27 protein-coding genes and 1 tRNA gene are annotated in these 26,671 nt (G+C 61.9%); 21 read left to right on the top strand and 7 right to left on the bottom strand.

Going from position 1 to position 26,671, the window contains the following annotated elements; genetic code table 11:
• Window positions 1–14: 14 nt before the first annotated feature.
• Window positions 15–1,571 carry a proton-conducting transporter transmembrane domain-containing protein gene (locus tag EI983_RS09855; RefSeq protein ID WP_157707236.1) on the bottom strand — a complete coding sequence of 519 codons (1,557 nt, stop codon included), beginning with the start codon at window positions 1,569–1,571 and terminating at the stop codon, window positions 15–17.
• 413 nt (window positions 1,572–1,984) lie between these two features.
• Window positions 1,985–2,557 (bottom strand): Hint domain-containing protein, encoded by a 573-nt coding sequence (locus EI983_RS09850; RefSeq protein WP_157707235.1) that lies wholly within the window; start codon window positions 2,555–2,557, stop codon window positions 1,985–1,987.
• A 946-nt stretch (window positions 2,558–3,503) separates the two neighbouring features.
• Here EI983_RS09850 and EI983_RS09845 point away from each other — a divergent pair.
• From EI983_RS09845 to EI983_RS09835, 3 genes are read left to right on the top strand one after another with little or no spacing between them, the layout of a single operon-like run.
• The gene (locus EI983_RS09845; RefSeq protein WP_157707234.1) at window positions 3,504–4,787 is read left to right on the top strand and encodes a site-specific DNA-methyltransferase; all 1,284 of its coding nucleotides are present in this window, start codon (window positions 3,504–3,506) and stop codon (window positions 4,785–4,787) included.
• Window positions 4,784–5,347 (top strand): DUF5681 domain-containing protein, encoded by a 564-nt coding sequence (locus EI983_RS09840; RefSeq protein ID WP_157707233.1) that lies wholly within the window; start codon window positions 4,784–4,786, stop codon window positions 5,345–5,347. The genes EI983_RS09845 and EI983_RS09840 overlap by 4 nt, the downstream gene beginning before the upstream one ends.
• Entirely contained in the window at window positions 5,344–5,907 is a 564-nt protein-coding gene (locus tag EI983_RS09835) for a DUF5681 domain-containing protein (protein ID WP_157707232.1), read from the top strand. Before EI983_RS09840 ends, EI983_RS09835 begins: the two co-directional genes overlap by 4 nt.
• Window positions 5,908–6,084: 177 nt before the next feature.
• On the opposite strand, the gene EI983_RS09830 is transcribed toward EI983_RS09835, so the two are convergent.
• On the bottom strand, window positions 6,085–6,738 hold the full coding sequence (locus tag EI983_RS09830) for a hypothetical protein (RefSeq protein WP_157707231.1): 654 nt from the start codon (window positions 6,736–6,738) through the stop codon (window positions 6,085–6,087).
• A gap of 480 nt (window positions 6,739–7,218) precedes the next feature.
• Here EI983_RS09830 and EI983_RS09825 point away from each other — a divergent pair, with 480 nt between their 5' ends.
• Genes EI983_RS09825 through EI983_RS09815 form a run of 3 tightly spaced genes read left to right on the top strand, consistent with a single transcriptional unit; the run spans window position 7,219 to window position 9,496 of the window.
• Window positions 7,219–7,446, top strand: a complete 228-nt coding sequence (locus EI983_RS09825) for a DUF3489 domain-containing protein (protein WP_157707230.1) — start codon at window positions 7,219–7,221, stop codon at window positions 7,444–7,446.
• A 50-nt stretch (window positions 7,447–7,496) separates the two neighbouring features.
• Window positions 7,497–7,883, top strand: coding sequence for a DUF2924 domain-containing protein (locus tag EI983_RS09820; RefSeq protein ID WP_157707229.1), 387 nt, complete (start codon window positions 7,497–7,499; stop codon window positions 7,881–7,883).
• Window positions 7,880–9,496 carry a recombinase family protein gene (locus EI983_RS09815; protein WP_157707228.1) on the top strand — a complete coding sequence of 539 codons (1,617 nt, stop codon included), beginning with the start codon at window positions 7,880–7,882 and terminating at the stop codon, window positions 9,494–9,496. The genes EI983_RS09820 and EI983_RS09815 overlap by 4 nt, the downstream gene beginning before the upstream one ends.
• 173 nt (window positions 9,497–9,669) lie before the next feature.
• Here EI983_RS09815 and EI983_RS09810 read toward each other — a convergent pair.
• Window positions 9,670–9,759, bottom strand: a tRNA-Ser gene (locus tag EI983_RS09810).
• Window positions 9,760–9,879: 120 nt separating this feature from the next.
• Between EI983_RS09810 and EI983_RS09805 the strand changes: the two genes are divergently transcribed.
• The 9 genes from EI983_RS09805 (at window position 9,880) to EI983_RS09760 (ending at window position 17,688) form a co-directional block, all read left to right on the top strand.
• Window positions 9,880–10,731, top strand: coding sequence for a DUF2059 domain-containing protein (locus tag EI983_RS09805; RefSeq protein ID WP_246162376.1), 852 nt, complete (start codon window positions 9,880–9,882; stop codon window positions 10,729–10,731).
• Window positions 10,728–11,552, top strand: coding sequence for a DUF2059 domain-containing protein (locus EI983_RS09800; protein ID WP_157707227.1), 825 nt, complete (start codon window positions 10,728–10,730; stop codon window positions 11,550–11,552). Before EI983_RS09805 ends, EI983_RS09800 begins: the two co-directional genes overlap by 4 nt.
• Before the next feature lie 306 nt (window positions 11,553–11,858).
• Window positions 11,859–12,518 carry a 50S ribosomal protein L21 gene (locus EI983_RS09795; protein WP_157707226.1) on the top strand — a complete coding sequence of 220 codons (660 nt, stop codon included), beginning with the start codon at window positions 11,859–11,861 and terminating at the stop codon, window positions 12,516–12,518.
• An 11-nt stretch (window positions 12,519–12,529) separates the two neighbouring features.
• Window positions 12,530–12,799, top strand: coding sequence for a 50S ribosomal protein L27 (rpmA, locus tag EI983_RS09790; protein ID WP_157707225.1), 270 nt, complete (start codon window positions 12,530–12,532; stop codon window positions 12,797–12,799).
• Between the two features lie 355 nt (window positions 12,800–13,154).
• Window positions 13,155–13,691 carry a GNAT family N-acetyltransferase gene (locus EI983_RS09780; RefSeq protein WP_157707224.1) on the top strand — a complete coding sequence of 179 codons (537 nt, stop codon included), beginning with the start codon at window positions 13,155–13,157 and terminating at the stop codon, window positions 13,689–13,691.
• Window positions 13,692–13,694: 3 nt separating this feature from the next.
• Entirely contained in the window at window positions 13,695–14,195 is a 501-nt protein-coding gene (locus EI983_RS09775) for a GNAT family N-acetyltransferase (protein WP_157707222.1), read from the top strand.
• A 56-nt stretch (window positions 14,196–14,251) separates the two neighbouring features.
• Window positions 14,252–15,289: a GTPase ObgE gene (obgE, locus tag EI983_RS09770; RefSeq protein ID WP_157707219.1), complete on the top strand. Its 1,038-nt coding sequence runs from the start codon at window positions 14,252–14,254 to the stop codon at window positions 15,287–15,289.
• Window positions 15,277–16,383 carry a glutamate 5-kinase gene (proB, locus tag EI983_RS09765; protein ID WP_157707217.1) on the top strand — a complete coding sequence of 369 codons (1,107 nt, stop codon included), beginning with the start codon at window positions 15,277–15,279 and terminating at the stop codon, window positions 16,381–16,383. Before obgE ends, proB begins: the two co-directional genes overlap by 13 nt.
• Window positions 16,384–16,422: 39 nt before the next feature.
• Complete coding sequence (locus tag EI983_RS09760; RefSeq protein WP_157707215.1) at window positions 16,423–17,688, top strand: glutamate-5-semialdehyde dehydrogenase; 1,266 nt, start codon at window positions 16,423–16,425, stop codon at window positions 17,686–17,688.
• Here the strand turns inward: EI983_RS09760 and EI983_RS09755 are convergent.
• A complete protein-coding gene (locus tag EI983_RS09755) occupies window positions 17,685–18,287 on the bottom strand; it encodes a histidine phosphotransferase family protein (protein WP_157707213.1) in 603 nt (200 codons plus the stop codon). The genes EI983_RS09760 and EI983_RS09755 overlap by 4 nt on opposite strands.
• A gap of 31 nt (window positions 18,288–18,318) precedes the next feature.
• Here EI983_RS09755 and EI983_RS09750 point away from each other — a divergent pair, with 31 nt between their 5' ends.
• From EI983_RS09750 to olsA, 3 genes are all read left to right on the top strand, one after another.
• A complete protein-coding gene (locus EI983_RS09750; protein ID WP_157707210.1) occupies window positions 18,319–18,501 on the top strand; it encodes a DUF3553 domain-containing protein in 183 nt (60 codons plus the stop codon).
• Between the two features lie 91 nt (window positions 18,502–18,592).
• Window positions 18,593–19,381 (top strand): L-ornithine N(alpha)-acyltransferase, encoded by a 789-nt coding sequence (gene olsB, locus EI983_RS09745; RefSeq protein WP_157707208.1) that lies wholly within the window; start codon window positions 18,593–18,595, stop codon window positions 19,379–19,381.
• Window positions 19,378–20,217 (top strand): lyso-ornithine lipid O-acyltransferase, encoded by an 840-nt coding sequence (gene olsA, locus EI983_RS09740; protein WP_157707206.1) that lies wholly within the window; start codon window positions 19,378–19,380, stop codon window positions 20,215–20,217. The genes olsB and olsA overlap by 4 nt, the downstream gene beginning before the upstream one ends.
• A gap of 77 nt (window positions 20,218–20,294) precedes the next feature.
• Here olsA and EI983_RS09735 read toward each other — a convergent pair whose 3' ends face one another.
• The gene (locus EI983_RS09735; RefSeq protein ID WP_157707204.1) at window positions 20,295–20,915 is read right to left on the bottom strand and encodes a thiamine phosphate synthase; all 621 of its coding nucleotides are present in this window, start codon (window positions 20,913–20,915) and stop codon (window positions 20,295–20,297) included.
• Window positions 20,916–21,077: 162 nt separating this feature from the next.
• Between EI983_RS09735 and EI983_RS09730 the strand changes: the two genes are divergently transcribed.
• From EI983_RS09730 to EI983_RS09720, 3 genes are read left to right on the top strand one after another with little or no spacing between them, the layout of a single operon-like run.
• A complete protein-coding gene (locus EI983_RS09730) occupies window positions 21,078–21,821 on the top strand; it encodes an RNA methyltransferase (protein ID WP_157707202.1) in 744 nt (247 codons plus the stop codon).
• 58 nt (window positions 21,822–21,879) lie between these two features.
• Window positions 21,880–23,025, top strand: coding sequence for a heme A synthase (ctaA, locus tag EI983_RS09725; RefSeq protein WP_157707200.1), 1,146 nt, complete (start codon window positions 21,880–21,882; stop codon window positions 23,023–23,025).
• Window positions 23,022–24,488, top strand: a complete 1,467-nt coding sequence (locus tag EI983_RS09720) for a carboxypeptidase M32 (protein WP_157707198.1) — start codon at window positions 23,022–23,024, stop codon at window positions 24,486–24,488. Before ctaA ends, EI983_RS09720 begins: the two co-directional genes overlap by 4 nt.
• 144 nt (window positions 24,489–24,632) lie before the next feature.
• On the opposite strand, the gene EI983_RS09715 is transcribed toward EI983_RS09720, so the two are convergent.
• On the bottom strand, window positions 24,633–26,510 hold the full coding sequence (locus EI983_RS09715) for a polysaccharide biosynthesis protein (protein WP_157707196.1): 1,878 nt from the start codon (window positions 26,508–26,510) through the stop codon (window positions 24,633–24,635).
• Window positions 26,511–26,671: the final 161 nt, after the last annotated feature.

Genomic DNA, 26,671 nt, shown 5'->3' with positions numbered 1-26,671 from the left:
TGATCTCCTTGGCCTCAGTTTGTTTTCGCGCTGCGGAAACCGCCGATTGCGCGGTCAAGCAGGGCATTCAGGTAAAACCCATTCGCCAGATGCACGCGCAGCCCTGCGGTTGAGGGGTGATGTGCCCAGAGCGGAAAGAGCGATTGTGCGAAGGCGACAAGCCCGAAGGACGCGACAGCAAGAATGATGAGCGCCCATTCAAGCGGCCCGGGGACAGGTGCCGCGGGCAAGGCCGGGCCCCAGATGAGCTGCGCCGTGGCCTGAAAGGCGAAATACGCCACGGCTGCGCCAAGCGATGTCAGCGCGGTGCGTCTGGTCAGGTCGGTCGGCGCAAGATCGGCCATGCCCTGTGCCATCAGATACGCGACGCCGAAGATGAGGATCGCGCCAAGGGCGAGCGCCTGTGCCGTCTTTGGCCCGCTGAGGACGGTAAAGCCCCCCGCGATCACCGTATAGAGCACCAGCGCAAGAGCGAAGGATTTGAGCACCGCGCCCACATTGGGAACCGCGATCGCTCCGGGACGGCGCAGGCCCGCCACGGCCTGTACCGCGCCACCCGAAGACAGGAACGCATGCGCCTTGTAAAGCGAGTGGGCAACGATGTGCAAAAGCGCCAGCGCCCAGAGCCCAAGGCCGCATTGCAGCAACAAGAACCCCATTTGTGAGACCGTTGACCAGGCCAGCGATGTCTTGACCGCGCTCTGCGTGAGCATCACAGCCGCGCCGAAAAGGGCGGTGAAGCCGCCGATCATGACAAGGGCGGCCATCGCTCCGGCGCTGAGTTGCACAAGCCCCGCGAACGCGATCAGCAGAACGCCGCCCGAATTGATGATACCGGCATGCAGAAGCGCGGAAACCGGCGTCGGGGCCTCCATGACCTCGGTCAGCCATCCGTGGAGCGGAAAGGCCGCCGTTTTCAGCGCCGCGGCGAGGACGATCAGCGCGACCGCCAGCGATGCGGTCAGGGTCAGGCCCGTTTGCGCCGCCGCCGCCGCAATCCCGGCCAGATCGGCCGTGCCATAGCTTGCAATCAGCAGGCCTGCCGCCAACACCAGCGCGGCATCGGCACCATGCCAGACAAGTGCGAATTTCGTGGCCGCCCGGCGTGCCTCCGGCCGTTCTCCATAAAACAGAAGCAGGCGCCTGAGACCGAGCCCCACCAGGACGGTCGACAGAAGCAGAAGCCCGAGACTCCCGGATTGTACAAAGACAAGAACCGCGGCCAGCGTGGCAAGCATCAGCGCGTGAAACCGCCCTTCCTGCGTCTCGCCGTCCAGATAGGTGCGGCTGTAGCGGATCACCACCCAGCCGATGAAGGCCACGAGAAGGGACAGGGTGACGCTGATCAGGTCGGCCTTGAGCGTGAGAGCCACCGCCCCTTGCAGAGCGCTCAGCGTGACCGGGCCAACCGCCATGAACTGGACGATGCCAAGGATAGCCGCAGCAAGAGCGGCAAGAGAGGCGTATTCCGCAAGACGTGGCAATCTGCCGGGTCTGCGACCGGGCTGGCGCCAGGCCATCACGGCGAGCGCAAGCAGAATGCAGGGGGCAATGAACGAAAGTGAAAGCATGATGTCTCTTCTCCGTGCCAATTTCGCACTTGGGATAGAGGAAGAAGATCATGAATAATATTACATATAACTTTCACATATCTTTTAAAAAATAGAACAATAGGGCGCACACAGCTCTGCCTCGCGTCAGGGCAGCCTTCGCAGGTGTGACAAGGAAGGGGCCTCGGAAGGGGCGAGCAGAGCCGCCAAGACACAATCTCACTGCGAGCACGCGCAACACTGAGTTTGTAGCAACTGCATATCTTTTTGTGCTGCCAGGTGGCGGCAAGACCAGTGGTTCACGCATTGCGCAGCGATTTTAGCTGGCAGCACATTCACACAATGCGGAACGAGGCTTTATCCGTCTAAGTACGACCTGAACTCGGAAGCATGTTTAAATCACGGGCCTTGGCGCTGAAGACAGGTCTGCGGATCTATTTGAGGCCTGCAGATTTCACCCAAACGCCTTCGCAGCACACGTCGTCCTCAGCCGCCAGGTGGAGCTCATAGTAGGCAACCATCCCAAGGGTTTTGTCGACCGCCTGAGAGCTTCGCGCCAGATCCTTTGCGCGGATCGCTTTCGACGCGGTATGTGTCGCAAAGAATGTGACAGTCTGCGCGGGTGAGAGGAGAATGTCTTGTGAAGGCAGGTTTTGCTTCAGGCATCCCCGCGGTATCAGAACCGGCCTGGCATCGGGCCGTTGCTCGATGAATTGACAATCCAGCTTGGTCACACGGATTTTTTTGATCGCCAGGTAGTGCCCGGACCGCGTCCTGACACGGTCGCCCACACGTAGCAGTTGCGCCGGGACCTGGCCGAAATTCGTCGTAACGCGTGTCTGACCGCAAATACCGGGAAGCCACCACTCACGTTCGTCGTCAGGCAGCAGATCGGCGTTCCCCATCGCCCCTGCCGAAGGCTGCGGTCTGCTGCTTTGCACCGGAGTGGGCGCCTGCGAAATAACGCGTTCAAGCAGTGCGGATACATCGGTGTTATTGTTCGACATTTTCAATTTACTCCCAGCTCAAAAAATTCGCTTTGACGCAGACAAAACGTGCTTTCCACCTTCTGTACGATGCTCTCGGCAAAACTGGATTCACTGTACATGGCGAATCAGAATGTGCAAAATTTGTGGTGCGAATTGGACGGAATTGAGGCCGTAGCGCTGCCAATCCCCCAGGTTTTCAAACATTGTTCCGGCAGGGAGATCAATCGGCAACCTGGCTTGCGTGCGAAGCGTTGGGTGAGGCCGTGGAAGGCTGGAGCCGCATGTCTGAAAACTGACGACAAAAACACTCGAGCAAAAGAGTTTGCGTCACGATCATCAGACCTTCGCTCAACTCAAGATTGCTCAAAGTCATATGCGACCCTCACGGCCATGGGCAACGGCGCGCAGGGCCGCATCCCAGCGCAATCCTGAGCATAGCCATCCAACCTGAACCTATCCTGCAAAACTCTCTCTGAGATGGTTCGCGGATTTCTCGGCCAAGTTTCCATTCTCGCGAGGCGCAGACCGCACGACCGCAGGCCAGCCCCCGGATACGGGGCACATCCGGCGGCGGCGGACATCAGCGGATAAGACGGGATTGTGTGGCGGTGGGCGCAGTCTTGGGCGAACCGGTCTTCGGGCGATATTCGCTGATAACAGGGAATTTTCAGCGAATTTGCGCGAAAAACAGGGCATGGAGGCGACCCTACCACTCTGTTCCGCCTGTTTTTGGGTTTTTGAACAGCTATTTGGGCGCCGATTTTTCACTTTCCTGTTTTTCTGCAAAAAGGGTATTTTCTTCTCAAGAACAGGCATTTGCTCTGCAATAACAGGCTTATGGATGCGCATTAACAGGAAGTCTGGCCTGGTCGGCGGGGAGCCCTTGGTCAGACGGGAACCCGTCTGGCGACCTCCGTCCCGTCTGGCCTTCTACTTATGAGAGAAATGGCTTATAATGTGTCTCATGAGAAAAGCTCCGCAACATATTGATACTGATCATGACCCCCGGCCGCTGCAGGTTGTCTACAGACCGTTATCCGAACTCATTCCGGACAAAAGGAATGCCCGTACCCATCCAAAGCGCCAGATCGAGCAGCTCAAGTCCGCCATTACATCCTTCGGTTTCACAAATCCGGTCCTGATCGACGAGGCCGCTTTGTTGATCGCAGGACACGGGCGTTTGAGAGCGGCGAAGGAACTGGGAATGGCGGAGGTGCCGACAATCACCCTGGCTGGGCTCGGTGATGCCGAGAAACGCGCGCTTCGGCTGGCGGACAACAAGATCGCACTTGGCGCTGGCTGGGATATGGACTTGCTGAAGCTGGAGCTTGGTGAACTGGCCGAGCTTGACGTCGATCTCGATCTGACGCTGACCGGCTTCTCGACCGGTGAGATTGATGGTCTTCTGAACGATGTGTCGGACGTGGACGGAGATGCAATACCCGCAGTCCCGTCCAATCCGAAGACACGCCCCGGAGATATCTGGCAACTGGGGGGGCACAGGGTTGGGTGTGGCGATGCCCGCGACAGGGATTTCCTGCGTGCTGTAATTGGCGACGTGGAGATCGATACGGCGTTTCTCGATCCGCCCTACAATGTGCAGGTCAACGGACACGTGAATGCAAAGGGACGGCATCGGGAGTTTGCCATGGCGTCCGGCGAGATGACGACAGCGGAGTTTCGGGCCTTCCTTTCCAAAACGCTTGAAGCCTGCGCAACAGTGTCTCGTTCAGGGGCTGTACATTTTGTGTGCATGGACTGGCGGCACATGGATGATCTGTCCGTGGCAGGGCAGGGGGCGTATGGCGACCTGCTGAATGTCTGTATCTGGAACAAGTCCAATGCTGGCATGGGATCCCTTTATCGCTCAAAGCATGAGATGGTGTTTGTCTACCGGGTGGGATCGGAAGCGCATCTGAACAATGTGGAGCTTGGGCGCCATGGGCGTCACCGGACGAATGTGTGGGACTATGCGTCTGTCAATTCGATGAAGGGCAGCCGCCGGGAGGACCTTGAGCTTCACCCGACGGTCAAGCCCATCGGCCTCGTCGCTGATGCGATCTGCGACGTAACGAAGCGTGGAGATCACGTTCTGGACGTCTTCCTCGGATCGGGAACGACATTGCTGGCTGCAGAGCGGACGGACCGGCACTTCCGGGGACTGGATATCGATCCGGCCTATGTCGACGTTGCACTGGAACGCTGGCAGACAATGACCGGTAAGCAGCCCGCTTTGGTGACGATATGAGAGACAAAAAGCCCACGAGCGCGTCGGCTTCTGGCCGCTTTCAGAAAGGCCAAAGCGGCAATCCGAAGGGTCGGCCACGCAAAAGCAAGACGCCCGAGGCGCGCAAGTCCGCCTTCGACGTCATCGTCGACCGCAAACTGACCGTCATGAAGGACGGCGTTCAGCATGAATTATCGGTGGAAGAAGCGCTTCTGCACAAGACGTATCAGCAGGCGATTGCGGGGAGTCGGGCCGCGCGCCGCGCGGTTCTGAAGATGATTCTGAAACGCGAGCAGGCTCTCGCCGAGAAAGCGCCTGCAAAACAGGGCAAGATCGAGTTTGGTATCGAACATGACCCGGAGAATGCCAACGATGCGCTTGTCATCCTCGGTATCGCACGTCGCTACTCTGAGGGGCCTGAGGATCAGTACGATCGTTTAAAGCTCGAACCCTGGGCCGTGCAGGCAGCATTGCGGCGTCGCCGCGGTGGCTCGAAGCTGACCGAGAAGGAGATCGGGGAGATAAAGCGGACGACCTGGGATCCCGAGACGCTCATCTGGCCACGCGGAACGCGACCATGAGCGACGAGACTGATGACGCCGCGATCGGTTACGGCAAACCACCCCGTCACTCGCGCTTTCGCAAGGGGCAAAGTGGCAATCCCCGGGGGCGGCCCAAAGGAAAGAAGGCCGGTATTCCCTACGAAACTGTATTGGGGCAAATGGTGACTTTGCGTGATGGCGGACAGGAGCGCCGGATCACCGCAGCGGAAGCGTTTCTTCTGCAGCTGTCGAAACAGGGGCTCGAGGGTGATGGTGCGGCGGCACGCGCTAGTCTCGCGGCAATCGAAGAGGCGCGGCGGCGACGGATTACCTCGCAAGAGCCGGAGGGGATCAGCTTCATTTCGGTTCTGATGGTCGGATTTAACGCCAACCAGGCATTGGAGGCGCTCCGCATGGCACGAAAACTTTACCGCAAAAGACCGACGGCACGAATGAAACTGGAACCCTGGATCGTCGAAGCGGCCCTTGCTCGACTTGATGCCCCCCTTTCGCCGGACGAGCAGCGCACTGTTCTGGCAGCGACACGAACACCCAGGAAAGTGAACTGGCCGGACTGGTGGGAGGTTGGTTTGGAATAGCAGGTGGTATTCTTCGCGACACGTTGCTTTCCGCAGAATGGGCGGAAAGTCGACGTTCGCTGCGCCCTGCACAAACGGCCGCTATGCGGGACGAAGCTGACGTCTGCCGAAAACGCCCCAAGGTCTGCTTTTGAAGGGCAATACAATTGGTTTGCTCATCGATGCCACCGCTGCAGATCAGTGCTGCGACCTGTTTTCAAGAAACTTCTTAAACACCGGTGAAGTAATCCTAAGGTAAGACCGCAAAATCGGAATGTTGGCGAAACTCTCAAAGACCACCTCTGCGACAACGTCTGAATAACTCGCAACGGGCTGATCGCGGCGTACGACGCTCAACTCCGGTTGCCGGAGAGCAACGTTCCACTCCGGCTCTTCGCCGGAAACCATACACCTAAGCGCAATTTCTTCACCGGGATTGATGTAGTCAATTGTGACATCAAACTCTTGGCTACTGGTCTTGGTGATACCGGAACCAGATCGAGGCGCGTCCGTGGCTTGGTCTAACGCATCAATCGAGATGATCTGGACGCTCGGTTGACAAGAGATTGGAAAGCTGAGATTTTCAACCGCCATGTTCCCTGTATTAGATAGAAAAATCTCCGACAGTATGACGTTCTCGACCTTGTTGCCGGACACAAGAATTTCGACATCCGAAGCTATTTGATCGTGAACAACTAAAAGCCGAGATGCGTACGACGTTGAGACCACAATCTCTTTCTTCTCTTTGGTGCTCCGTGCGATATAGATCGCGAATAGCCCGGCAATAACTGCACCAACTACCGCTCCGCCAACGGCAAATAGACCGTTAACCAACTCAGGGGAAAAAGACATAAAATAACTCACCTATCTATTCGACTGCTCGGCGCAGTTTAGCGTCGGGCTGAGCCCGGAGCAAACGCTTGTTCGGGAAGTTAAAAAGTTTCGACAAAACCAAGTTCGATTATAACGAATCTCTGAAACCTGACGTTCGTGCGCGATGCAGCATGAGTCAAATTGGGCTCGGAGCGGGCTTTCGCTGCATTTTGCACGAACGGCGGGTTCTGTTCATTCCGGCCGTTCACCTGGGTTTTTGAAGCTGACATTTCGGCGGTTTGGGGCGGTCGGTTGCTGCGAATGGCCATGCATGCGCCGGGTTGGCGGTAATTCACGCCAATAGCCCAATTTCTCCAACAAATGACTGGACTACGCGCGCATTGTGAGCGTGTGTGGGTGAGGCGACGCAGCCACGTCGCATGTCTCCGCCCGGTTCCCCGGGCTTGCGGTGGTACGGGGCGCCGGATGGACCAGCGCCGATCACCACAGGAGACAAACATGACCACGCAAACAGGAAAGACTACGGCGAGCAAATCGAAGAAAGCCCGCCTCGAAGGGCTGCTGGGCCGCCCACGAGGCGCCACTGTCGGGCAGCTCCAGAAGGCGCTGGACTGGCAACCGCCTACCATTAGGGCCGCGATTTCCCGCCTCAGGAAGGACGGAACTGAGATCACCCTCGACCGCAGCGGAAAGACACCGGCCTATCGGATCGACGCCGTCTCATGAGCGGGCAAGGGGCCGGCGATCTCCCGGAACAACTTCGGGAGATCTCCCACATGGACCACGCCGCTTGTACCGAAGCGCTGGCGGCCGTGCCGGGGATCACGCTGCCATCTCGCTTACGGGTCCAAACACTGAGACGGTTGCTGGCCTATGAGATCCAGGCGCGGGCTCTTGGCGGGTTGAGCCCGAAAGAACAGCGCGCACTCAAAGCCATTGCCGGAGGCAAGAGCGCCGGTGATGTGGGTGCCGCGACCCCGTCGACTGGCACGCACCTGGTGCGGGAGTGGAATGGCCGGACCTATCGGGTTGAAGTGACAGACGAAGGCTATGCGCTGGATGGCACGACGTACCGCTCGCTCTCTGCTGTAGCCAAACGGATCACCGGCACAGCTTGGTCGGGCCCGCGTTTCTTTGGGTTGGCAAAGAAGCGATCGGCATGAGAAAGACCCGCTGTGCGATCTACACCCGCAAGTCGAGCGAGGAGGGGTTGGATCAGAACTTCAACTCACTCGACGCGCAGTATGAAGCCTGCGCGGCTTATATCGCTAGCCAGCGCCACGAGGGCTGGGTTCTGGTCAAAGACCGATATGACGATGGCGGCATATCAGGCGGGCATCTCGATCGCCCGGCACTGCAACAGATGATGGCAGACATCGACTCAGGCCGCATCGATCGGATCGTCGTCTACAAGATTGACCGGCTGACGCGGTCGCTCACAGACTTTGCAAAGCTCGTCGAGACGCTCGATGGGGCAGGGGCGTCCTTTGTCTCCGTGACCCAGTCCTTTAACACGGCAACCAGCATGGGGCGGCTCACGCTGAACGTGCTCTTGTCCTTCGCCCAGTTCGAGCGGGAAGTGACCGCCGAGCGCATCCGCGACAAGATCGCTGCGTCGAAGAAGAAGGGCTTGTGGATGGGGGGGAATGTTCCACTCGGATATGTGGCTGCAGACCGAACACTCTGTATTGTGTCAAAGGAAGCAGAGACGGTTAGGGCACTCTTCGACCTTTACGAACAACTGGGCACGGTGACGTCGGTCACAAAGGAAGCCGCGAAGCTCGGATTGAGATCAAAGAGACGGATTGGCCGAGACGGAACACCGCGCGGCGGATCGATCATGGGTCGCGGCCAGGTCCATCACGTGTTGTCGAACCCAGTCTATGCAGGGCGCATCCGCCACAAGGAAAAAGTGCATGAAGGCCAGCACGCAGCGATCATTGATCCCGACCGTTTTGATGCCATCCAGACCCGGCTGAAGGATCGCTCGGCCAAACTACGCAACAAGCCTGCCGCAGCCCATCTATCACCGCTGGCGGGCAAGATCTTTGATGAGACCGGAGATCGTCTGACCCCGTCGCACGCCTGCAAGGGTGGCAAACGTTATCGCTATTATGTCTCCCGGCGACTCATGACCGGAGCATCCGACGACGGCACCGGATGGCGGCTTCCGGCGGACCGGCTGGAGAGAGATCTTGCCAGCTCTGTGCAGAAGCACCTCGTGGAATGCATCGATCGCGGTGACATCGCGGAGAGCCGCGTGCATGTGATCGGGCGACTTAGGGCGTACACGGATGCACTCGGGCTTCAGGTACTGAGCATCGTAGGAGAGACAAGGCTTGCGGATGGTGCCGTTGCGATCGATCTCGATCCCGGTGAGATCGCGAGGAGGCTGCAGATTGCACGGACCAGCATCTCATCGGAAGCGCTGTCGTTGCGACTGCCGTTCCGGCAGCGTCGCCGTGGCGTCGAGAACCGGCTGGTCATCGGTGCTGGACAACCCGCCAGAGATGACATCCTGATCTCCAATATTGCGCGGGCATCAGCCTGGCGTGAAGCTCTGTGCATGGGCGAGGACCTTGCCACCATTGCCGCCCGAGACGGCATTGCCGTAAACTATCTCGGCGCGATGCTGAACTTTGCGTTCCTGTCACCAAAGCTTGTTCGCCTGATCCTCGAAGGTCGCCAACCGCCGATCCTAACTACGAACTGGATCCGCCGTCACGGCCTTCCGGCCTCCTGGGCCGAACAGGACAATATCCTCGCGCAGCTCTGAGCATCCCACGCATCGCCAAGTCTACTCTGGAAAAGGGAAGCTGAGACTCTTGGCCGAAAGGGCCTGCATTCGGCTCTCACTGTCAGTCTCTGGATGCACCACACCCCGCTAGTCCCCGGAAATGCGGGACTATTCTGGCGCCGGTGGAAATCAACTGTCGAGACAGGACTGTGTGGCGGAGAGACAGGGATTCGAACCCTGGGTGGGCTTGCACCCACAACGGTTTTCGAGACCGCCCCGTTCGACCACTCCGGCACCTCTCCGCGGGGGTCTGGAGCTGGCGTGTAATGGCCTTTTGATCCTGCTTCAAGGGCTTTTGCATTGTCTGCGCATAGAATTTGCATAGATTGAACTCAGCCCCTGACGAGCAGAGGAGCCCGAAGATGATGCCGATGCGATCCGTTCTTTCCCGTTTCAGGGCCCTGGTGCCCGTTCTGGCCTTTGCGGTGCTGGTGCTGCAGAGCCTGTCGGCCGAGGCAGAGGATCGGGCAAAGCTCGAAGCGTTCCTAACCGTGACGGGCTTTGATGTGGCGCTCGATTCCATCGCGCTCTCCGCCGAACACGCCCCGGAAATGCTTGGGATGAGCCAGAGCGATTTCGGCAGCAGCTGGAGCATGATGGCCGAGCAGGTCTTTGCCCGCGAGCGGATGCATGGCATGGCGATGGACATGCTGGCAAGCACACTGTCCGACGAGCTTCTGACCCATGCGGCCGATTTTTATGCCTCCGATCTCGGGCAGCGGCTGGTGGAGGTGGAAAACGCCTCGCATCTTGCCGATGACGATATGAAAGCCGAAGCGGGCGAGGCTTTGCTGGTGCAATACCGCGCGGACGATCCGGCGCGGGTCAAGGTGCTCGAAGATCTTGTTGGCGCGGTCGACAGTGGTGAACACGGGGTGCGCGCGATCCAGGAGGTGCAGATCAGGTTCTTGATGGCGGCCTCGCATGCGGGGGTGCTGGATGGAGAGATCGACGAAGGCGCGCTGCGCGCGATCATGGCCGAAAACGCCGAGGAACTGCGCGAAAGCATTGCCGCATCGAGCCTCGTCTCAACCGCCTACACCTATCAGGACTTCAGCGATGAAGAGCTCGAGATCTATGTCTCCGCGCTTCGGCAGGATGAAATGCAGCAGGTCTATGAGCTGATGAATGCCATCCAGCACGAGATCATGGCCAACCGGTTCGAGCATCTGGCCGACCGTATGGCAGGCGTGCATCTGGGGGAGGAGCTGTGAACCTGCGCGCGGTCCTTGCGCCGTTTGCCCTGATCCTGACCTTTGCGGGGGCCGCCCTGGCCGACCGCGCGGAAGAAATCGATGCACTGATGCAGGTGCTGCGGGTGCAGGACACGATCGAGATCATGCAGGAGGAAGGCGCGCTTTACGGCGGTGAGATTGCACGCGACCTCATTCCCGACGTGGATCCGACGCTCTGGTCCGGGGTGATCGAAAAGATTTACGACGAAGCCAAGATGCACGAGGTGCTCGAGGCCGGGTTCACCACCGCGCTGACGGACACGGATCTTGCGCCGATCATGGCCTATTTCACAACCGATGAGGTGCGTGACATCTTGGCGCTTGAGCTCTCCGCGCGGCGCGCCTTTCTGGACCGCGAAACCGAAGCCTATGCCGCTGCGCGCTGGTTGGAACTGTCTGGGAAGGACAGCTCTCTGGTGAGCCAGGTGGAAGAGCTGATCAATGACAGCGATCTGGTGGAGCGCAATGTGATGGGCACGCTCAATGCCGATCTGATGTTCTATCAAGGGCTTACCGAAGGCGGGGCCTTTGAGCTGTCCGAGGAGGAGATTCTGGCCGATGTCTGGGCCAATGAAGAAGAGCTGCGCCGCTCTACCCGCGAGTGGCTTCAGTCATTTCTTCTGATGTCTTACCAGCCGGTGGACGCTGCGACTCTGGAGGAGTACGCCGCGTTCTGGCGCACGGAGGCGGGGCAGGATCTGAATCGGGCGATTTTTGTGGCGTTTGACCAGATGTATGAGGATCTGGCCTATTTGCTGGGGCTGGCGATTGCCGAGCAGATGCAGATAGAGGAGCTGTAGCGCGGACGGGATTGCGCCGACCATTGGCGCGCATCGCTGCGACCCGCGCCGCCTTATGCGATCACCGTGGTCCGGGCGACGCGTTTTCGAAGGTCTGGCGGCGCTCAGCAAAAAACCTTGCCGGGCCGGGGCAGGGCTCTTGACTTTTGATCCCTCCTCCTGAATAAGCGCGCATCCCGGCAGGGAAACCTGCGCGGGGCTTATATCAATACCGCCCATACGGGGCGCGCTGTTCGAGGTGGCCAATCCGGCCGGAAACACCCGATAGGGGACCACAGGACGCGAAAGAGAGTAAAGGAAAGACGCATGTTTGCGGTCCTCAAGACCGGCGGCAAGCAATACAAGGTCCAGTCGGGCGATACGCTCAAAGTGGAAAAGCTTGCGGCAGATGCCGGTGAAAAAGTTCAATTCAACGAAATCCTGATGCTGGGCGGCGATACGCCGGTTGTCGGCGCGCCTCTGGTGGACGGTGCTGCCGTTCAGGCTGAGGTGATCGACCAGATCAAGGGTGACAAGGTCATCCACTTCGTCAAGCGTCGCCGCAAGCACGGCTCCAAGCGCACCAAGGGCCACCGCCAGCAACTGACCGTTCTGCGCGTGACCGAGATCCTTGAGAAGGGTGCCGACAAGTCGGGCGTGAAAGCCGCCATCGGCGCAGGCTCTGTCGCTGCTGTGGCTGTGGCCGCCGCTGCAAAGCCCGCCAAGAAGGCCGAGGCAAAGGCAGAGGCCCCCAAGGCCGAGAAGAAAGCCGCCAAGGCGGACGCCGCGGGTGACGACCTGAAACAGCTGTCGGGCGTTGGTCCCGCGCTGGAGAAGAAGCTGCATGAGGCAGGTGTGACCACCTTCGCCCAGATCGCGGCATGGAATGACGATGACGTGGCAGCGATGGACGAGAAACTCTCGTTCAAAGGCCGGATCGAGCGTGAAGGCTGGATCGAGCAGGCCAAAGAGCTGGCCAAAGGCTAAGGAGAGACAAGATGGCACATAAAAAAGCAGGCGGTTCATCCCGCAACGGCCGCGACTCAGCGGGCCGTCGCCTCGGCGTGAAGCTTTACGGTGGTCAGTCGGTCATTCCCGGCAACATCATCGTGCGTCAGCGCGGCAACAAATTCTGGCCCGGCGAGGGCGTTGGTCAGGGCAAGGATCACACCCTGTTCGCCACCACCGAAGGCGCCGTGAAGTTCCACAAGGGCTTCAAGGGCCGTACCTTTGTCTCGGTTCTCCCGGTGATGGAGGCCGCTGAGTAAGCCGACCGCAAGGTTTTGATGACAAGACAGCGGGGATCGGCAGAGCGCCGGTCCCCGTTTTCGTTTTATGCCCAAGGAATTGTGACTGCGATGCGTGCCTTGACCTTTTGCTATCCAATCTTCGGGGTCTGCCGGGGGCGATCTGATCGCTCGGCCGGGACGATGCGGGAGCAACGCCGCACACGATCTGGTTTGAGTGTTCAGACGCGATTTGCCTGCATTTCGGACCGGACCAGGTTCGGACACTTTGCCAGCCCGTTCCGGAACACCCCCGTGGAAAGCCCCGGCTGATGATATCGCTTGCCGCCCTTACGGCGGCGTCGGTCCTTTACGTGCTGTTTGGAGGAGGCAGCTCATGACGATACACCAACCCCTGAGCCAAGCGGTGATCACCACCGACCGGTTCGATCTGCGCCCGTTGCGCAGTTCTGATGCCGGGCTGATCACGCTTTATGCCAGTGATCCGCGTGTGGCCTGTAACACCGCGTCGATCCCGCATCCGCTGCCTCCGGGCACGACGGAGGCCTTTATCGCGCGCACCCAGGCCGCAACGCGGAGCGAAGATGTCTGGGCCATTGACGGCACGAAATCGGGCGGGGCCGAGGTGATGGGCGTGATCGGCCTTACCCGGCTGGATCGCGACCAGTCGGAATTTGGCTATTGGGTGGCGCCGGCCTTCTGGAACACGGGCCTTGCCTCGGCCGCCGTGGAGGCTCTGCTTGCCGCCAATCCCCAGCAAAGCACCACCTTTTTCGCGTCGGTTTTTCAGGATAACCCTGCCTCTGCGCGGGTGTTGACCAATTCAGGTTTCAGATATCTCGGCGATGCCGAGGCGTTTTGCGTTGCCCGCGACGCGCCCGTGCCCACCTGGACCTATAGCAGAAAGGCCTAAGAGATGACCGAGATCGCCACCCAGCGGCTGATCCTGCGCCCGGTCGCCGAGGCGGACGCAGACGCGGTCCATTCCGCCATGGCCAGCGATTTCGACGTCGTGCGCCATACCGGCACCTGGCCGTGGCCCGCCACGCCCGAGGCAACCCGTGGCAAATGCGCCGTCGGGTTCGGAACACAGGGCGGCTGGATGGTGGCCTCTCTGGACGGTCGGATCATTGGCATGGTCGGCATGGGGCCCGATGGCGATTTCGGCTACATGCTGGCGCGTGCGGCGTGGGGGCAGGGCTTTGCCACCGAGATGGCCCAGGCCCTTATCGGTCATATCGAAGACAGTGGGTCACCTGGGGCGCTCAAGGCGTGTGTCTTCGATGACAATCCGGCTTCGGCGCGGGTGCTTGCGAAACTTGGCTTTTCCGAAGGTCCGGCCTGTTCGGGCCATTGCGCCGCGCGCGGCGGTGACTTTCCGATCCGCACCTTCACGCTTGCCCTGCCACGGGCTTGAGCGCGCAGCCATTTCCCTTTATCGCAACTGACAACCCTTCTGCTGAAAGCAAACCCATGAAATTTCTCGATCTCGCCAAGGTTTATATCCGCTCCGGCTCGGGCGGGAACGGGTGCATCAGCTTCCGGCGTGAGAAATACATCGAATATGGCGGGCCTGACGGCGGCGATGGCGGCACCGGCGGATCGGTCTGGGCCGAGGTGGTGGACGGGCTGAACACGCTGATCGACTTCCGCTATCAGCAGCATTTCTTTGCCAAGAACGGTCAGCCCGGCATGGGCCGCCAACGCACAGGCAAGGATGGTGATGACATCATCCTGCGGGTTCCCGTGGGCACGGAGATCCTCGACGAGGATCAGGAAACCGTGATTGCCGATCTCACCGAGGTGGGAGAGCGTGTCCTTCTGGCCAAGGGCGGCAATGGTGGCTTTGGCAACCTGCATTTCAAAACCTCGACCAACCAGGCCCCGCGCCGCGCCAATCCGGGGCAGGAGGGGGTGGAGCGCACGATCTGGCTCCGGCTCAAGCTGATTGCGGATGTGGGGCTTCTGGGCCTGCCCAATGCGGGCAAATCCACATTTCTTGCCGCCACATCGAACGCGCGCCCCAAGATCGCCGACTATCCATTCACCACGCTGCACCCCAATCTGGGTGTTGTCGGGGTGGACGGTGTGGAATTTGTCGTGGCCGATATTCCGGGCCTGATCGAAGGCGCGTCCGAAGGCCGGGGCCTGGGCGATCTGTTCCTGGGCCATGTGGAGCGGTGCTCGGTCCTGTTGCATCTGGTGGATGGCACGTCCGAGACGATTGCCGAGGATTACCAGACCATCCTCACCGAAGTGGAGGCGTATGGCGGTGTCTTGGCTGACAAACCCCGCGTGACCGTGCTCAACAAGGTGGATGCGCTCGAGCCGGAGGCCCGCGCCGAGGCTTTGGCGACGCTGGAGGAGGTCAGCGGCGGGCCGGTGATGCAGATGTCAGGCGTGGCGCGCGAAGGCGTCACCGAGGTGCTGCGTGCGCTTCGGGCCGAGATCGATGAGGACAAGCTGCGCCATGCCGACACGGGTGAGGAGGACGAACCGTGGCAGCCGTGAAGGACGCCAGGCGGCTGGTCATCAAGATCGGCTCGGCGCTTCTGGTGGACCGTCAGAGCGGCGCCCTGCGGGACAAGTGGCTCAAGGCGCTGGCCGAGGATGTGGCGCGCCTGCGTACGCGTGGCACGGATGTGATCCTTGTCTCTTCGGGGTCCATCGCCCTTGGGCGCGCCGCCCTGGGCCTGCCGTCGACCGCGCTCACGCTGGAACAAAGCCAGGCCGCCGCAGCGGTGGGGCAGATCCGGCTTGCCGGCGCCTATGAGCGGGCCCTTGGCGCGCATGATCTGAAAGCCGCACAGGTGCTTGTCACGTTGGAAGACAGCGAAGACCGGCGGCGCTATCTCAATTCCCGTGCCACGCTGGAGCAGCTGCTGAGCCTTGGCGTGGTGCCCATCGTCAATGAAAACGACACGGTGGCCACCGACGAGATCCGTTATGGCGACAATGACCGCATGGCCGCGCAGGTGGCCGTGACCGCCGGGGCCGATCAGTTGATCCTTCTGTCGGATGTGGACGGGTTCTATTCCGCCAACCCCGCCCAGGATCCGGGCGCGCGGCGGTTTGACGTGATCGAGGCGATCACACCCGAGATTGAGGCCATGGCCGGCGATGCGGGCTCGGGCCTCAGCAAGGGTGGCATGAAGACCAAGCTGATGGCGGCCAAGACGGCCACGGCAGCAGGTTGTGACATGGTGATCAGCGAAGGCTCTGTTCTGCATCCCATCCGCGCGCTGGAAGAGGGGGCCGCCTGTACCTGGTTCCTGGCGCAAGGCGATCCGCAGCAGAAGCGCAAGGCCTGGATCGCGGCCATGAAACCGCGCGGGCAGGTGGTGGTCGATGCGGGCGCCGCGCGGGCGCTCACCAGCGGCAGCAGCCTGCTGCCCGCCGGGGTGCGCAGCGTCTCGGGCCGGTTTGGCCGGGGCGACCCGGTGGAAGTGGTCAGCACGGATGGCGCGCGGCTGGGGCTCGGGTTGACCCGATACGATGCAGGTGACGCAGGCCGGATCTGTGGGCTGAAAACCTCCGAGATCGAAGCCGCCCTGGGCTATGCCGCGCGGGGGCCGCTCATCCACCGCGACGATATGGCGTTCTGAGCTGCCAAGGTGCTAGACTGCACTCCAAGGAGATGACCGATGAAAGACCTCGACAATATCCCCGCCCTGATGGCCGAGATCGGCGCCCGTGCCAAAGCGGCCGCCGCAGAGCTGGCCACCGCATCGCCGGACAGCAAGAAAAAGGCGCTTGATGCGGCGGCAGAGGCGGTCTGGGCCGGGCGTTCCGCCATCATCGCCGCCAATGACAAGGATATGGAATTTGGCCGTGAAAAGGGGCTGAGCGACGCGATGATGGACCGGCTGCGCCTCGATGAGGGGCGTATTCAGGGGATCTGCGACGGGTTGCGCGCCGTGGCCGGACAGGACGACCCGGTGGGCGAAGTACTGGCCGAATGGGATATGCCGTCCGGTCTGCATATCCGCCGGGTGCGCACGCCGCTGGGGGTGATCGGTGTGATCTATGAAAGCCGTCCCAATGTCACCGCCGATGCCGGGGCGCTGTGCCTGAAATCGGGCAATGCGGTGATCCTGCGCGGCGGCTCCGAGAGCTTCCACTCGTCAGGCGCCATTCATGCCTGCCTCGTCGAAGGGCTGCGCGCGGCGGGCCTGCCCGAGGATGCGATTCAGCTTGTGCCCACACGCGACCGCGCGGCAGTGAGCGAGATGCTGACCATGACCGATACGATCGACGTGATCGTGCCGCGCGGCGGCAAGGGCCTGGTGGGGCTGGTGCAGCGCGAGGCGCGGGTGCCGGTCTTTGCGCATCTGGAAGGGATCGTGCATATCTATATCGACGCCGCCGCCGATCCTCAGAAAACGCTGGACGTGGTGATGAATGCCAAGACACGGCGCACCGGCATTTGCGGCGCGGCCGAATGCCTGCTTATCCATCGCGATGTGGTGGACACGATCGGGCAGGGTGTGATCCGGGCGCTGATGGATGCAGGCGTCGAGGTGCGCGCGGGCGAGACGCTAAGCGCGATAGACGGCACCGCCAGGGCCGAGGACAGCGATTGGGGGCGGGAATATCTCGACATGATTATCGCTGCGAAAGCCGTTGATAATATTGACGAAGCTATTGCTCACATCCGCCAATACGGCTCCAGCCACACCGATTGTATCCTGACCGAGGACGATAGCGCGGCCGAGCGTTTCTTCACCGAGCTCGACAGTGCGATCCTGATGCGCAACGCCTCGACCCAGTTCGCCGATGGCGGAGAGTTCGGGATGGGCGCGGAGATCGGGATTGCCACCGGCAAGATGCATGCTCGCGGGCCGGTGGGGGCTGCGCAGCTCACCAGCTTCAAATATCTGGTCGAAGGGGACGGGACGACGCGCGGCTAGAAGGACAGGGTGATCGCGCGCTCTCCCAATTCCACGAGGCACTGACGGCGTAGCGGAACAAGACAGCGCGGCAAAAGCAGGAATTGCACGTGAGAGGGTTCCATATCCTTCGTGTATTCCCCCTGCGCAAGCCCGGTCCAAAGCTCTTCTTCGATTTTCAGTGAAGGGCCGGTTGCAGTGACATTCCAGATGTCGCGATGTTCCCTGATGTTGAGTGTGCCGCCTTGCGGCAGCGCCTTGTCGAGACACAGACAGGCCAGGACAAGCGCCTGCGCCAGAGGCCGCGTGATGCTGTCGGGACCATACCAGTCAAGCTCCAGCCGCCGGTCCTGCATGGCGGCCGACCATATCCGGCAGAGGTCTTCGCGGCCGGTGATCTGATCCTCCGCAGCGATACCGAATGCAATGCGAAATAGGCTGATCCGGGCATTTGCGCTGGCCGCGCTATCGGATACCAACGACAATTCGGGGCTGTGCGGTGTGCCGGAAAGACTGAGCAATTCCAAACCGTTGTTGACCGCGCCGATCGGGCTTATCAGGTCATGGCAAATCCGCGACCCTATCAGCGCGGCGATATCTTCGGTAGAGTTATGTGACACGTCTGTTCTGCCCCTCAAAAGGATCGTCTTCATGCATGACCTGAACGCACTCTTGGAACCCGGAATGCTGGTCGAACATCCCGGGCAACCGGACTGGGGCATCGGGCAGGTGCAATCCAACGCGGGCGGCAAGATTACCGTTAACTTTCCGCAGGCGGGAAAGGTTGTGATTGACGGGCGCCACGTTGCGCTGATGCCGGTTAGTAAACCCTGAGTAAAGTTACTGAATAGTTAACACACGCCAAGAGAGTGTAATGCTTTCGCGGTCATTGCCAAGGCCTCTGCAAGACCCTACAAGGCGGCGCATGGCAGATCGCATTTTGGGCAGCACCGACAGCGCACCTCAATTTCGCGTTAAGTTGGCGGAAAATCAGGAAGAATTGGAAGCCGCCCAACGGCTCCGGTACCGTGTTTTCGTGCAGGAACTCGGCGCCGACGGGCCGCTTGTGGACCATGAGCGCGGGTTGGAAACAGACCGGTTCGACGCGCATTTCGACCATTTGATCCTGCAAAGCGAGGACCGGCCCGGCGAGGTTGTCGGGGTGTACCGGCTGTTGCGGGACGATCAGGCCGCGAAGATCGGGCAGTTCTATTCGGAGGACGAGTATGATCTGGAGGTTCTGAAATCCTCGGGCCGGCGGATAATGGAACTGGGGCGCTCCTGCCTCGATCCGGCCTTTCGGGGCGGCACGGCGATGTATCACCTCTGGAACAGCCTTGCGCGCTATGTCTCTAAACATAAAATAGAAATCCTGTTCGGCGTGGCCAGTTTCCACGGCACCGATCCGGCGCCCCTGGCACCGGCCCTGTCCTTGCTGCATCACCGGCATCTGGCGCCCGAATCGCTGCGGCCGCGGGCGCGCGCGGAGCATTATCAGGATATGAACCTTCTGGACGAAGCCGCCCTCGACCGGCGCGCGGCGATGGTGCAGGTGCCCGCGCTGATCAAGGCCTATCTGCGATTGGGCGGATATGTGGGCGAGGGGGCCTATATCGACCATCGGTTCAACACCACGGATATCTGCCTCGTGATGGATACGGCGCGCATGAGACAAGCGCAAAAAAACATTTATACCAAAGGGGTTGCGACGTGAATTTCACCTGGAGCCCGGAGCAGGAGCCGGCCCCGCACCGGATCACGCCGGCGGGCTGGCTGCGGGCGGTGCTGCGGGGGCTCATCCTGGTGGTGATTCTGCTGGTCGGGGTGTTGGCCACGGCGCTGTTGCGGCTGATCGAGGCACCGCTTTATGGCCTGCACCGACCCTGGACGCCCCATATCACCGTGGTGGTGTGCAAACTGTCGCTGGCGGTTGTCGGATTGCGCTGCGAGCTGCGAGGCAAGCCCATGACCGAGCCGGGGGCCGTGGTGTCTAACCATGCGTCATGGCTCGATATTTTCTCGCTCAATGCTCATAAACGGGTTTACTTCGTCTCCAAGGCCGAGGTGGCGAACTGGCCCGGTATTGGGCTTCTGGCGAAGATCACGGGGACGGTGTTCATCGCGCGCGATCCGAAACAGGCGAGAGCACAGACCGAGCTGTTTCAGGCGCGGCTGAAGGCCGGGCACAAGCTGTTGTTCTTTCCGGAGGGCACCTCGACCGACGGTCTCAGGGTTTTGCCCTTTAAAACAACGCTTTTTCAAGCGTTCTTCAGCGAAGAGCTGCGCGATCTGCTGCATGTGCAGCCGGTCACGTTAATCTACCGTGCGCCCGAGGGCGAGGAGGCGCGGTTCTATGGCTGGTGGGGGGATATGGAGTTTGGTCCGCATCTGCTGAAAACCATCGCGGCGGGACGGCAGGGATCGGTGACGGTTGTCTATCATCCCCCTGTAAAGGTTGCCGATTTTCCCGACCGTAAGGCGCTGGCCGCGCATGTGGAAGCGGCGGTGCGCGCAGGCATGCCCGCCGAACGGCAGGTCACCGAAGGTTAACGCAGCGCGCTTGTACAAATTGTACAAAATGACCCCTGATTTTGTACAATCGGCGGATCGGGTCGCTGTGTCGCAGCTCAGCCCATCGCCGCGACGAAATCCGCCAGAGCGGCGGTCGGGTCATCGCTGTTCCAGATTTCCTCGCCGATGCCGAAGAAATCGGTGACCGGCGCGAGGCCGCGTACCAGATCGGCATCAAGGGCGCCTTCGGCGACGACCGGCACTTCGATCATCTGCGACCACCAGTCAAAGAGCTCGGCCTCGGCCCGGCTGCCATCGCCCAGCGCGGTGGCCCCGCACGGCCCGAAGGCCACATAATCCGCCCCCGCTTCGCCCGCGGACATGCCGTCATGGCGCGAGGCCCCGCAGAACGCCCCGACAATGGCATCGGCGCCCAGTTCCTTGCGGGCATAGCGGACGGTGCGGGCCCCGTCGGTCAGATGCACGCCGTCGAGCCCGAGCCGCGCCACCATGGCGATATGGGTGTCGATCACCAGCGCCACGTCGCGGGCGATGGTCACCTCGCGGCAGGCATCGGCCGCGCGCGATATGCGGTCTTCGTCGCGGGTGGCGAGGCTGAGGCGCACGCAGGCCACCTCTTGCGCGTCGAGCACGGCGGCGAGCTGTGCGGGAAAGCGGCTGAGTTCGAACTCGGGCGGGGTGATGAGGTAGATTTGTGGCTGCTCGCTATCGGACATCGGCACGTGCTCCGTGGTGATTTGCGCCGTGATAGCTTGAATTGCGGGCGTGGTCTATTGGGGCGTCTGTTTTGATTGAGTATTTTTGGAACAATGAAAGCGGGTGGGCTTTTCGAGGCGGCGGGGCTGCAGTATGAGGGCGCGACGAGGAGGAGAGCGCATATGCCGACGCAGGACGGACAGCCCAGCTTTGTTCTGGTGCGCCCGCAGATGGGCGAGAACATCGGCGCCGCGGCGCGGGCGATGTGGAATTTCGGGCTGGACCGGATGCGGGTGGTTGCCCCGCGCGACGGCTGGCCGAACCAGAAGGCCGTGGCCATGGCCAGCGGGGCGGGGCGGCTTCTGGATGAGGCACAGCTGTGCGACACGACGGCGGAGGCGCTGGAGGGCTGTCATTTTGTCTTTGCCACGACGGCGCGGGCGCGGGGGCTGACCAAGCCGGTCTACAGCCCCGAGAGCGCCATGGCGGAGGCGGCGGAGCGGATCGCGGGCGATCAGAAGGTGGCGGTGCTGTTCGGGCCGGAGCGCGCGGGGTTGGAGAACGAGGATATTGCGCGGGCCAATGCGATCATCAACGTGCCGGTGAACCCTGACTTTCCCTCGCTGAACCTGGCGCAATGCGTTCTGTTGACGGGGTATGAGTGGCGGCGGGCCTCTGTGGAGGTGCAGGCCAGGCGCGATGAGCTGGCTGGCAGCAGCTGGGCCGAGCATGCCGAGGTGGAGGCGCTGGCGCGGCATTACGAGGAGCGGCTGGAGGAGGCGGGGTTCTTCTTTCCCGAGCACAAGGCGGAGGGGATGAAGGTGAACCTGCGCAACATGTGGAGCCGCCTGCCGCTGACACGGGCCGATGCGCAGATGCTGCACGGGATGATGCGGCAGATGGTCCGCTGGAAAAACCGCGGGTGAGGTTGAAGCGGGGGGGCGCGCGCACTACCGTCGCGGGCGATGAGACAAGAGGTGAGAGATGAGCGCGAAACGCAGCATCTTTGAAGAGGTGGGTGAGGGCGAGGCGAAGCGCCCGGAGCCGCAGGGCGGGATGATCGATGCGGGCCGGGGCGGGGCGCGCGGGGCGATCCGGGCCTGGCTGATGGTGCTGTTTGCCCTGGTGGTGATCATGATCGCCGTTGGCGGGCTGACGCGGCTGACCGATAGCGGGCTGAGCATCACGGAATGGCGTCCGCTGACCGGGGCGATCCCGCCGCTGAGCGAGGCGGATTGGGAGGCGGAATTTGCGCTGTACCAGCAGATCCCCGAGTTCCAGATCCAGAACAGCTGGATGGGGTTGCATGATTTCAAGGTGATTTACTGGTGGGAATGGGGCCATCGGCAGCTGGGCCGGGTGATTGGCCTGGTGTGGGCCGTGGGGTTCCTTGGCTTTCTGGCGGCGCGCAAGGTGCCGACGGGGTGGACCGGGCGGCTGGCGCTGCTGGGCGCTCTGGGCGGTGTTCAGGGCGCTGTGGGCTGGTGGATGGTCAGCTCGGGCCTAGAGGGGTCGATGGTGGATGTGGCGAGTTACCGGCTGGCCACGCATCTGGGCCTTGCCTTTGTGATCCTGGGCTTTATCGCCTGGTATGTGTTCCTTCTGGGGCGCGAGGAGAGGGAGCTGTTGCAGGCGCGGCGCGGCAAGGAGGCGAAGCTGTTCGGGCTGAGTACGGGGCTGTTGCATTTTGCCTTTCTGCAGATCCTCATCGGCGCGCTGGTGGCCGGGATCGACGCGGGCCGGAGTTATACCGACTGGCCGCTGATGGGCGGGCAGATCATCCCGCCCGATCCGCTGATGCTGGAGCCTGCGTGGCGCAACCTCTTTGAAAATCCGGGGCTGGTGCAGTTTATTCACCGGGTCACGGGGTATCTGTTGCTGGCCTTTGGCGTGGTGGTGTGGCTGCGCGGCCGGCGGTCGGCGCATGCGGCGACGCGGGCGGCCTTTGGCGGCGCCTTCATCGCCCTGCTGGCGCAGATCGTGCTGGGCATTGTCACCGTGCTTTATGCCGCGCCCTGGCAGGTGGCGATCGTGCATCAGCTTCTGGCGGTGGCGCTGTTTGTGCTGATCCTGCGGGCGCGGTTCCTGAGCCTCTATCCCAAGGCCAGTTCGATCCGGGGCAGCGCATGAGCGCCTATGCCGAACTGATGGCGTTTCAGCGCCAGACCGAGGCGCTGGCGCAGGTGGCGGGCCGTCTGGGCTGGGACCAGGAGACGATGATGCCGCGGGGCTCTGCCGAGCAGCGGGCCGAGGAAAGCGGGGCGATCCAGGCGGTGCTGCATGCGCGGCGGACCGACCCGCGGATCGGCGACTGGCTGGAAAACGCAGAGGCACCGAACGAGGCGGGCGCGGCCCAGCTGCGGCATATCAAGCGGGACCATGAGCGCGCAACGCGGGTGCCCGGTGATCTGGCCGAGGCGCTGGCGCGGCTGACCAGCCGGAGCCAGGGCATCTGGGCCGAGGCGCGGGCCAAGGATGATTTCACATCCTTCGCGCCGGTGCTGGACGAGGTGCTGACCCTCAAGCGGCAGGAGGGGCAGGCGCTGGCCGATGGCGGCGATGTCTATGACGCCCTGCTGGAAGATTATGAGCCCGAGACCACGGCGGCCGAGATAGCCGCCCTGTTCGATGCGATGCGCCCCGGGCTGGTGGATCTGCGCGCGCGGTGCCTTGCGCATCCTGAACGCCCGGCCCTTGGCGGGGCGTTCGGTGCGGCGGAGCAGCTCAAGCTGTCGCGCGAGCTGGCCGAGGTCTTTGGCTATGACCTGAGCCGGGGGCGGATCGACCAGGCGGTGCATCCGTTCTCCTCCGGGTCGGGCGACGATGTGCGTATCACCACCCGGGTGAGCGAGGCGGACCCGTTCAACTGTCTGTATTCGACAATCCACGAGGTCGGGCATGCCTGCTATGAGCAGAATATCGGGCCGCAATACGCGCTGACCCCGCTGGGGCGGGGTGTGTCCATGGGGGTGCATGAAAGCCAGAGCCGGATCTACGAGAACCAGCTTGGGCGCTCGCGGCCCTTTTGCCATTGGCTTTATGGCAGGATGCGCGATGCTTTCGGGCCGATGAACGTGGGCGAGGACGAGTTCTATGCCTGCGTGAACCGGCTGCATCGCGGCTATATCCGCACCGAAGCGGACGAGGTGCAGTATAACCTGCATATCATGCTGCGGTTCGACCTGGAGCGCGCGCTGATCGCGGGGGATGTGCAGGTCTCGGACCTGGAGGCGGCATGGAATGACCGGTTCGAGGCCGATTTCGGCTATAAGGTGGACCGCCCGTCGAACGGGGTGTTGCAGGATGTGCACTGGTCGGTGGGGCTGTTCGGGTATTTCCCCACCTATGCCCTGGGCAATGTCTATGCCGGGTGTCTGCATGAGGCGTTGCAGGCGGCCGTGCCGGAGCTGGAGGCGCAGCTTGGGCAGGGCGACCTGCGCGAGGCGACGACCTGGCTGAAAGCATCGGTGCAGCAGTTCGGCGGGCTTTATGCGCCGCGAGATCTGATCACGCAGGCCTGTGGCAAAGCGCCGGGGGCGGCGCCGCTGATGGGGTATCTCGACGCGAAATTCGGGGCGCTTTATCCGGAATGACGGGGGAGCGGTGCGTGTGAACACGCACCCTACGGAATGGGATGACGCGGTTTTGGTGCCTGTCAACACGCACCCTACGGATGGTATGACGGGGGTTTGGTGCGTGTGAACACGCACCCTACGGATGGGACAACGCGGGGGCGCTCAGAGGCGAGCGGCGCGGTCTTCGTCGCTTTGCGGCTTTTCGATCCATTTCGTCAGGATCGCCTTCAGCCCGGCGCGGTCGCGGGTTTCCACCACCTGACGCAGCGATTGCAGCACATTGGCCATTTCAATCTCGCTCAGGTGGCTTTCCTGCGCGCGCAGGATCTTGGGGTGGGGTGTGGTCAGCATGTCGGAGCCGATGAGCAGCTCTTCGTGCAGTTTTTCGCCCGGGCGCAGGCCGGTGACGACGATCTCGATATCGCCATCGGGGTTGTCCTCATCGCGCACGGTGAGGCCCGCGCCCTCGATCATCTGGCGGGCCACTTTGCTGACCGCCACGGGCTTGCCCATATCGAGCACGAAGACATCGCCGCCGCGGGTGAAGGACCCTGCCACCAGCACAAGGCGCACGGCCTCGGGGATGGTCATGAAATAGCGGGTGACATCGGCATGGGTGAGGGTCACCGGGCCGCCATTGGCGATCTGTTCCTGAAAGAGCGGGATGACCGATCCGGAGGAGCCGAGCACATTGCCGAAGCGGACCATGGAAAAGCGGGTGCGCTCGGACCGGGTGGCGAGGTCCTGGATGGCCATTTCGGCCAGCCGTTTGGAGGCGCCCATTGCCGATGCGGGGCGCACGGCCTTGTCGGTGGAGACCAGGATGAAGCGTTCCACGCCGGCCTCGCGGGCGGCATCGGCGGCGCATTTGGTGCCGAGCACGTTGTTATGCATCCCTTCCAGGGCGTTGCCTTCGACCAGTGGCACATGTTTGTAGGCGGCGGCGTGGAAGACGATGTCGATGCCGTGATCCTCCATCACCTCGCGCATCAGCGCCTTGTCGCAGACCGAGCCGAGCACCGGGGTGAGGGTCAGCCCCGAGGCGCTGCGGCGCAGTTCGCGGTCGATGTCGAAAAGCGCGTGTTCGCCGTGATCGAGCAGGATCAGATGTTCGGGCTGGTGTTCGATGAGCTGGCGGCAAAGCTCTGCGCCGATGGAGCCGCCGGCGCCGGTCACGAGGATACGGCGGCCCTGGTAGGTGTCTGACACGCCGGGCAGGTCGGCTTCGAGATTTTCCCGGCCGAGCAGGTCGTTATGGTCGATCCGGTGGGTGTCGCGCAGGGTCTTGCCGGTGTCGGCGACAAGATCCGCGAAGGAGGGCAGGACGTGCAGCTCGCAACCCAGCGGCGCGAGGCGTTTGCTGATCTGGGCGCGCACGGAAGGGCTGACCGAGGGCATGGCGAGCACGATACGCGCGACCTGATGGCGTTCGACCAGTGCCTCGACGGCGGAGGAGGAATGCACGCGCAGCCCCGCGATGGTCAGGTTTTGCAGGCGCAGATCGTCATCGACCAGAGCAACGGGCTGTACCGTGTCATCGGTGGCCAGCGCCGAGGCGAGTTGCTGTCCGGTCTGGCCCGCGCCGTAGATCAGGATCGGAATACGCGGGTTGCCGCGATGATAGATGCTGAGCAGCACCTGCCGCATCATCAGCCGCATCATCACCGACAGGATCAGGAACAGCATGCCGGTGACCACATAGACATGCGGCGGCGTGCGCACCCCGGAGAGCAGCAGGGAGGTGACAAGCCCGGCGGCCACGATCACAACGGCGACAAAGGCGCTGTCGATCACGCCCTGCATCTCATAGGCGTTGAGCTTGATCTTGTGCAGGCCGAGCAGCACGGTCAGCACCACGCCGGTGCTGAGCATGGCGGCAAGGTCGATCAGCAGGTTTTGCGGATAGGCCGAGATCGAGCTGACGCCCAGGATCAGCGCGTGAGAGGTCAGGTGGGCAAGGCCGATCAGAAGGACATCAATGCACAGCAGGATCGCCCGTTTCTGGGATCGGTTCAGCGATACCACGACATCGTAGAGCATCCGACTGTGTCCCCTGACGAGCGCTTCTGCCCGTGCCTGTTCTGTCCTCTTGGCCCTTTTTTGCGGGCCTCTGTCTGTCTCAACGCTTAGCCCTCGCGCGCCGGTTTAGCAAGCATGCGGGGGCCAAAGCCTGCGGGAATGGCAATAAGAGCACTGTTTTC

Source organism: Roseovarius faecimaris (assembly GCF_009762325.1).
GTDB lineage: Bacteria > Pseudomonadota > Alphaproteobacteria > Rhodobacterales > Rhodobacteraceae > Roseovarius > Roseovarius faecimaris.
Note: the sequence above shows the minus strand (reverse complement) of the source record. Positions and strands in the feature narration are given on the sequence as shown.

What these genes read in the sequence shown, in the direction of transcription:
- rpmA (WP_157707225.1), top strand. Translation starts at nt 12,530, where the DNA reads ATGGCACATAAAAAAGCAGGCGGTTCATCCCGCAACGGCCGCGACTCA.
- olsB (WP_157707208.1), top strand. Translation starts at nt 18,593, where the DNA reads ATGGCAGATCGCATTTTGGGCAGCACCGACAGCGCACCTCAATTTCGC.
- EI983_RS09730 (WP_157707202.1), top strand. Translation starts at nt 21,078, where the DNA reads ATGCCGACGCAGGACGGACAGCCCAGCTTTGTTCTGGTGCGCCCGCAG.
- EI983_RS09715 (WP_157707196.1), bottom strand. Translation starts at nt 26,510, where the DNA reads ATGCTCTACGATGTCGTGGTATCGCTGAACCGATCCCAGAAACGGGCG.
- obgE (WP_157707219.1), top strand. Translation starts at nt 14,252, where the DNA reads ATGAAATTTCTCGATCTCGCCAAGGTTTATATCCGCTCCGGCTCGGGC.
- EI983_RS09735 (WP_157707204.1), bottom strand. Translation starts at nt 20,915, where the DNA reads ATGTCCGATAGCGAGCAGCCACAAATCTACCTCATCACCCCGCCCGAG.
- EI983_RS09855 (WP_157707236.1), bottom strand. Translation starts at nt 1,571, where the DNA reads ATGCTTTCACTTTCGTTCATTGCCCCCTGCATTCTGCTTGCGCTCGCC.
- EI983_RS09825 (WP_157707230.1), top strand. Translation starts at nt 7,219, where the DNA reads ATGACCACGCAAACAGGAAAGACTACGGCGAGCAAATCGAAGAAAGCC.
- EI983_RS09795 (WP_157707226.1), top strand. Translation starts at nt 11,859, where the DNA reads ATGTTTGCGGTCCTCAAGACCGGCGGCAAGCAATACAAGGTCCAGTCG.
- EI983_RS09815 (WP_157707228.1), top strand. Translation starts at nt 7,880, where the DNA reads ATGAGAAAGACCCGCTGTGCGATCTACACCCGCAAGTCGAGCGAGGAG.
- EI983_RS09775 (WP_157707222.1), top strand. Translation starts at nt 13,695, where the DNA reads ATGACCGAGATCGCCACCCAGCGGCTGATCCTGCGCCCGGTCGCCGAG.
- EI983_RS09720 (WP_157707198.1), top strand. Translation starts at nt 23,022, where the DNA reads ATGAGCGCCTATGCCGAACTGATGGCGTTTCAGCGCCAGACCGAGGCG.
- EI983_RS09835 (WP_157707232.1), top strand. Translation starts at nt 5,344, where the DNA reads ATGAGCGACGAGACTGATGACGCCGCGATCGGTTACGGCAAACCACCC.
- EI983_RS09750 (WP_157707210.1), top strand. Translation starts at nt 18,319, where the DNA reads ATGCATGACCTGAACGCACTCTTGGAACCCGGAATGCTGGTCGAACAT.
- EI983_RS09780 (WP_157707224.1), top strand. Translation starts at nt 13,155, where the DNA reads ATGACGATACACCAACCCCTGAGCCAAGCGGTGATCACCACCGACCGG.
- EI983_RS09840 (WP_157707233.1), top strand. Translation starts at nt 4,784, where the DNA reads ATGAGAGACAAAAAGCCCACGAGCGCGTCGGCTTCTGGCCGCTTTCAG.
- EI983_RS09830 (WP_157707231.1), bottom strand. Translation starts at nt 6,738, where the DNA reads ATGTCTTTTTCCCCTGAGTTGGTTAACGGTCTATTTGCCGTTGGCGGA.
- ctaA (WP_157707200.1), top strand. Translation starts at nt 21,880, where the DNA reads ATGAGCGCGAAACGCAGCATCTTTGAAGAGGTGGGTGAGGGCGAGGCG.
- EI983_RS09805 (WP_246162376.1), top strand. Translation starts at nt 9,880, where the DNA reads ATGATGCCGATGCGATCCGTTCTTTCCCGTTTCAGGGCCCTGGTGCCC.
- EI983_RS09820 (WP_157707229.1), top strand. Translation starts at nt 7,497, where the DNA reads ATGGACCACGCCGCTTGTACCGAAGCGCTGGCGGCCGTGCCGGGGATC.
- EI983_RS09760 (WP_157707215.1), top strand. Translation starts at nt 16,423, where the DNA reads ATGAAAGACCTCGACAATATCCCCGCCCTGATGGCCGAGATCGGCGCC.
- EI983_RS09845 (WP_157707234.1), top strand. Translation starts at nt 3,504, where the DNA reads ATGAGAAAAGCTCCGCAACATATTGATACTGATCATGACCCCCGGCCG.
- EI983_RS09850 (WP_157707235.1), bottom strand. Translation starts at nt 2,557, where the DNA reads ATGTCGAACAATAACACCGATGTATCCGCACTGCTTGAACGCGTTATT.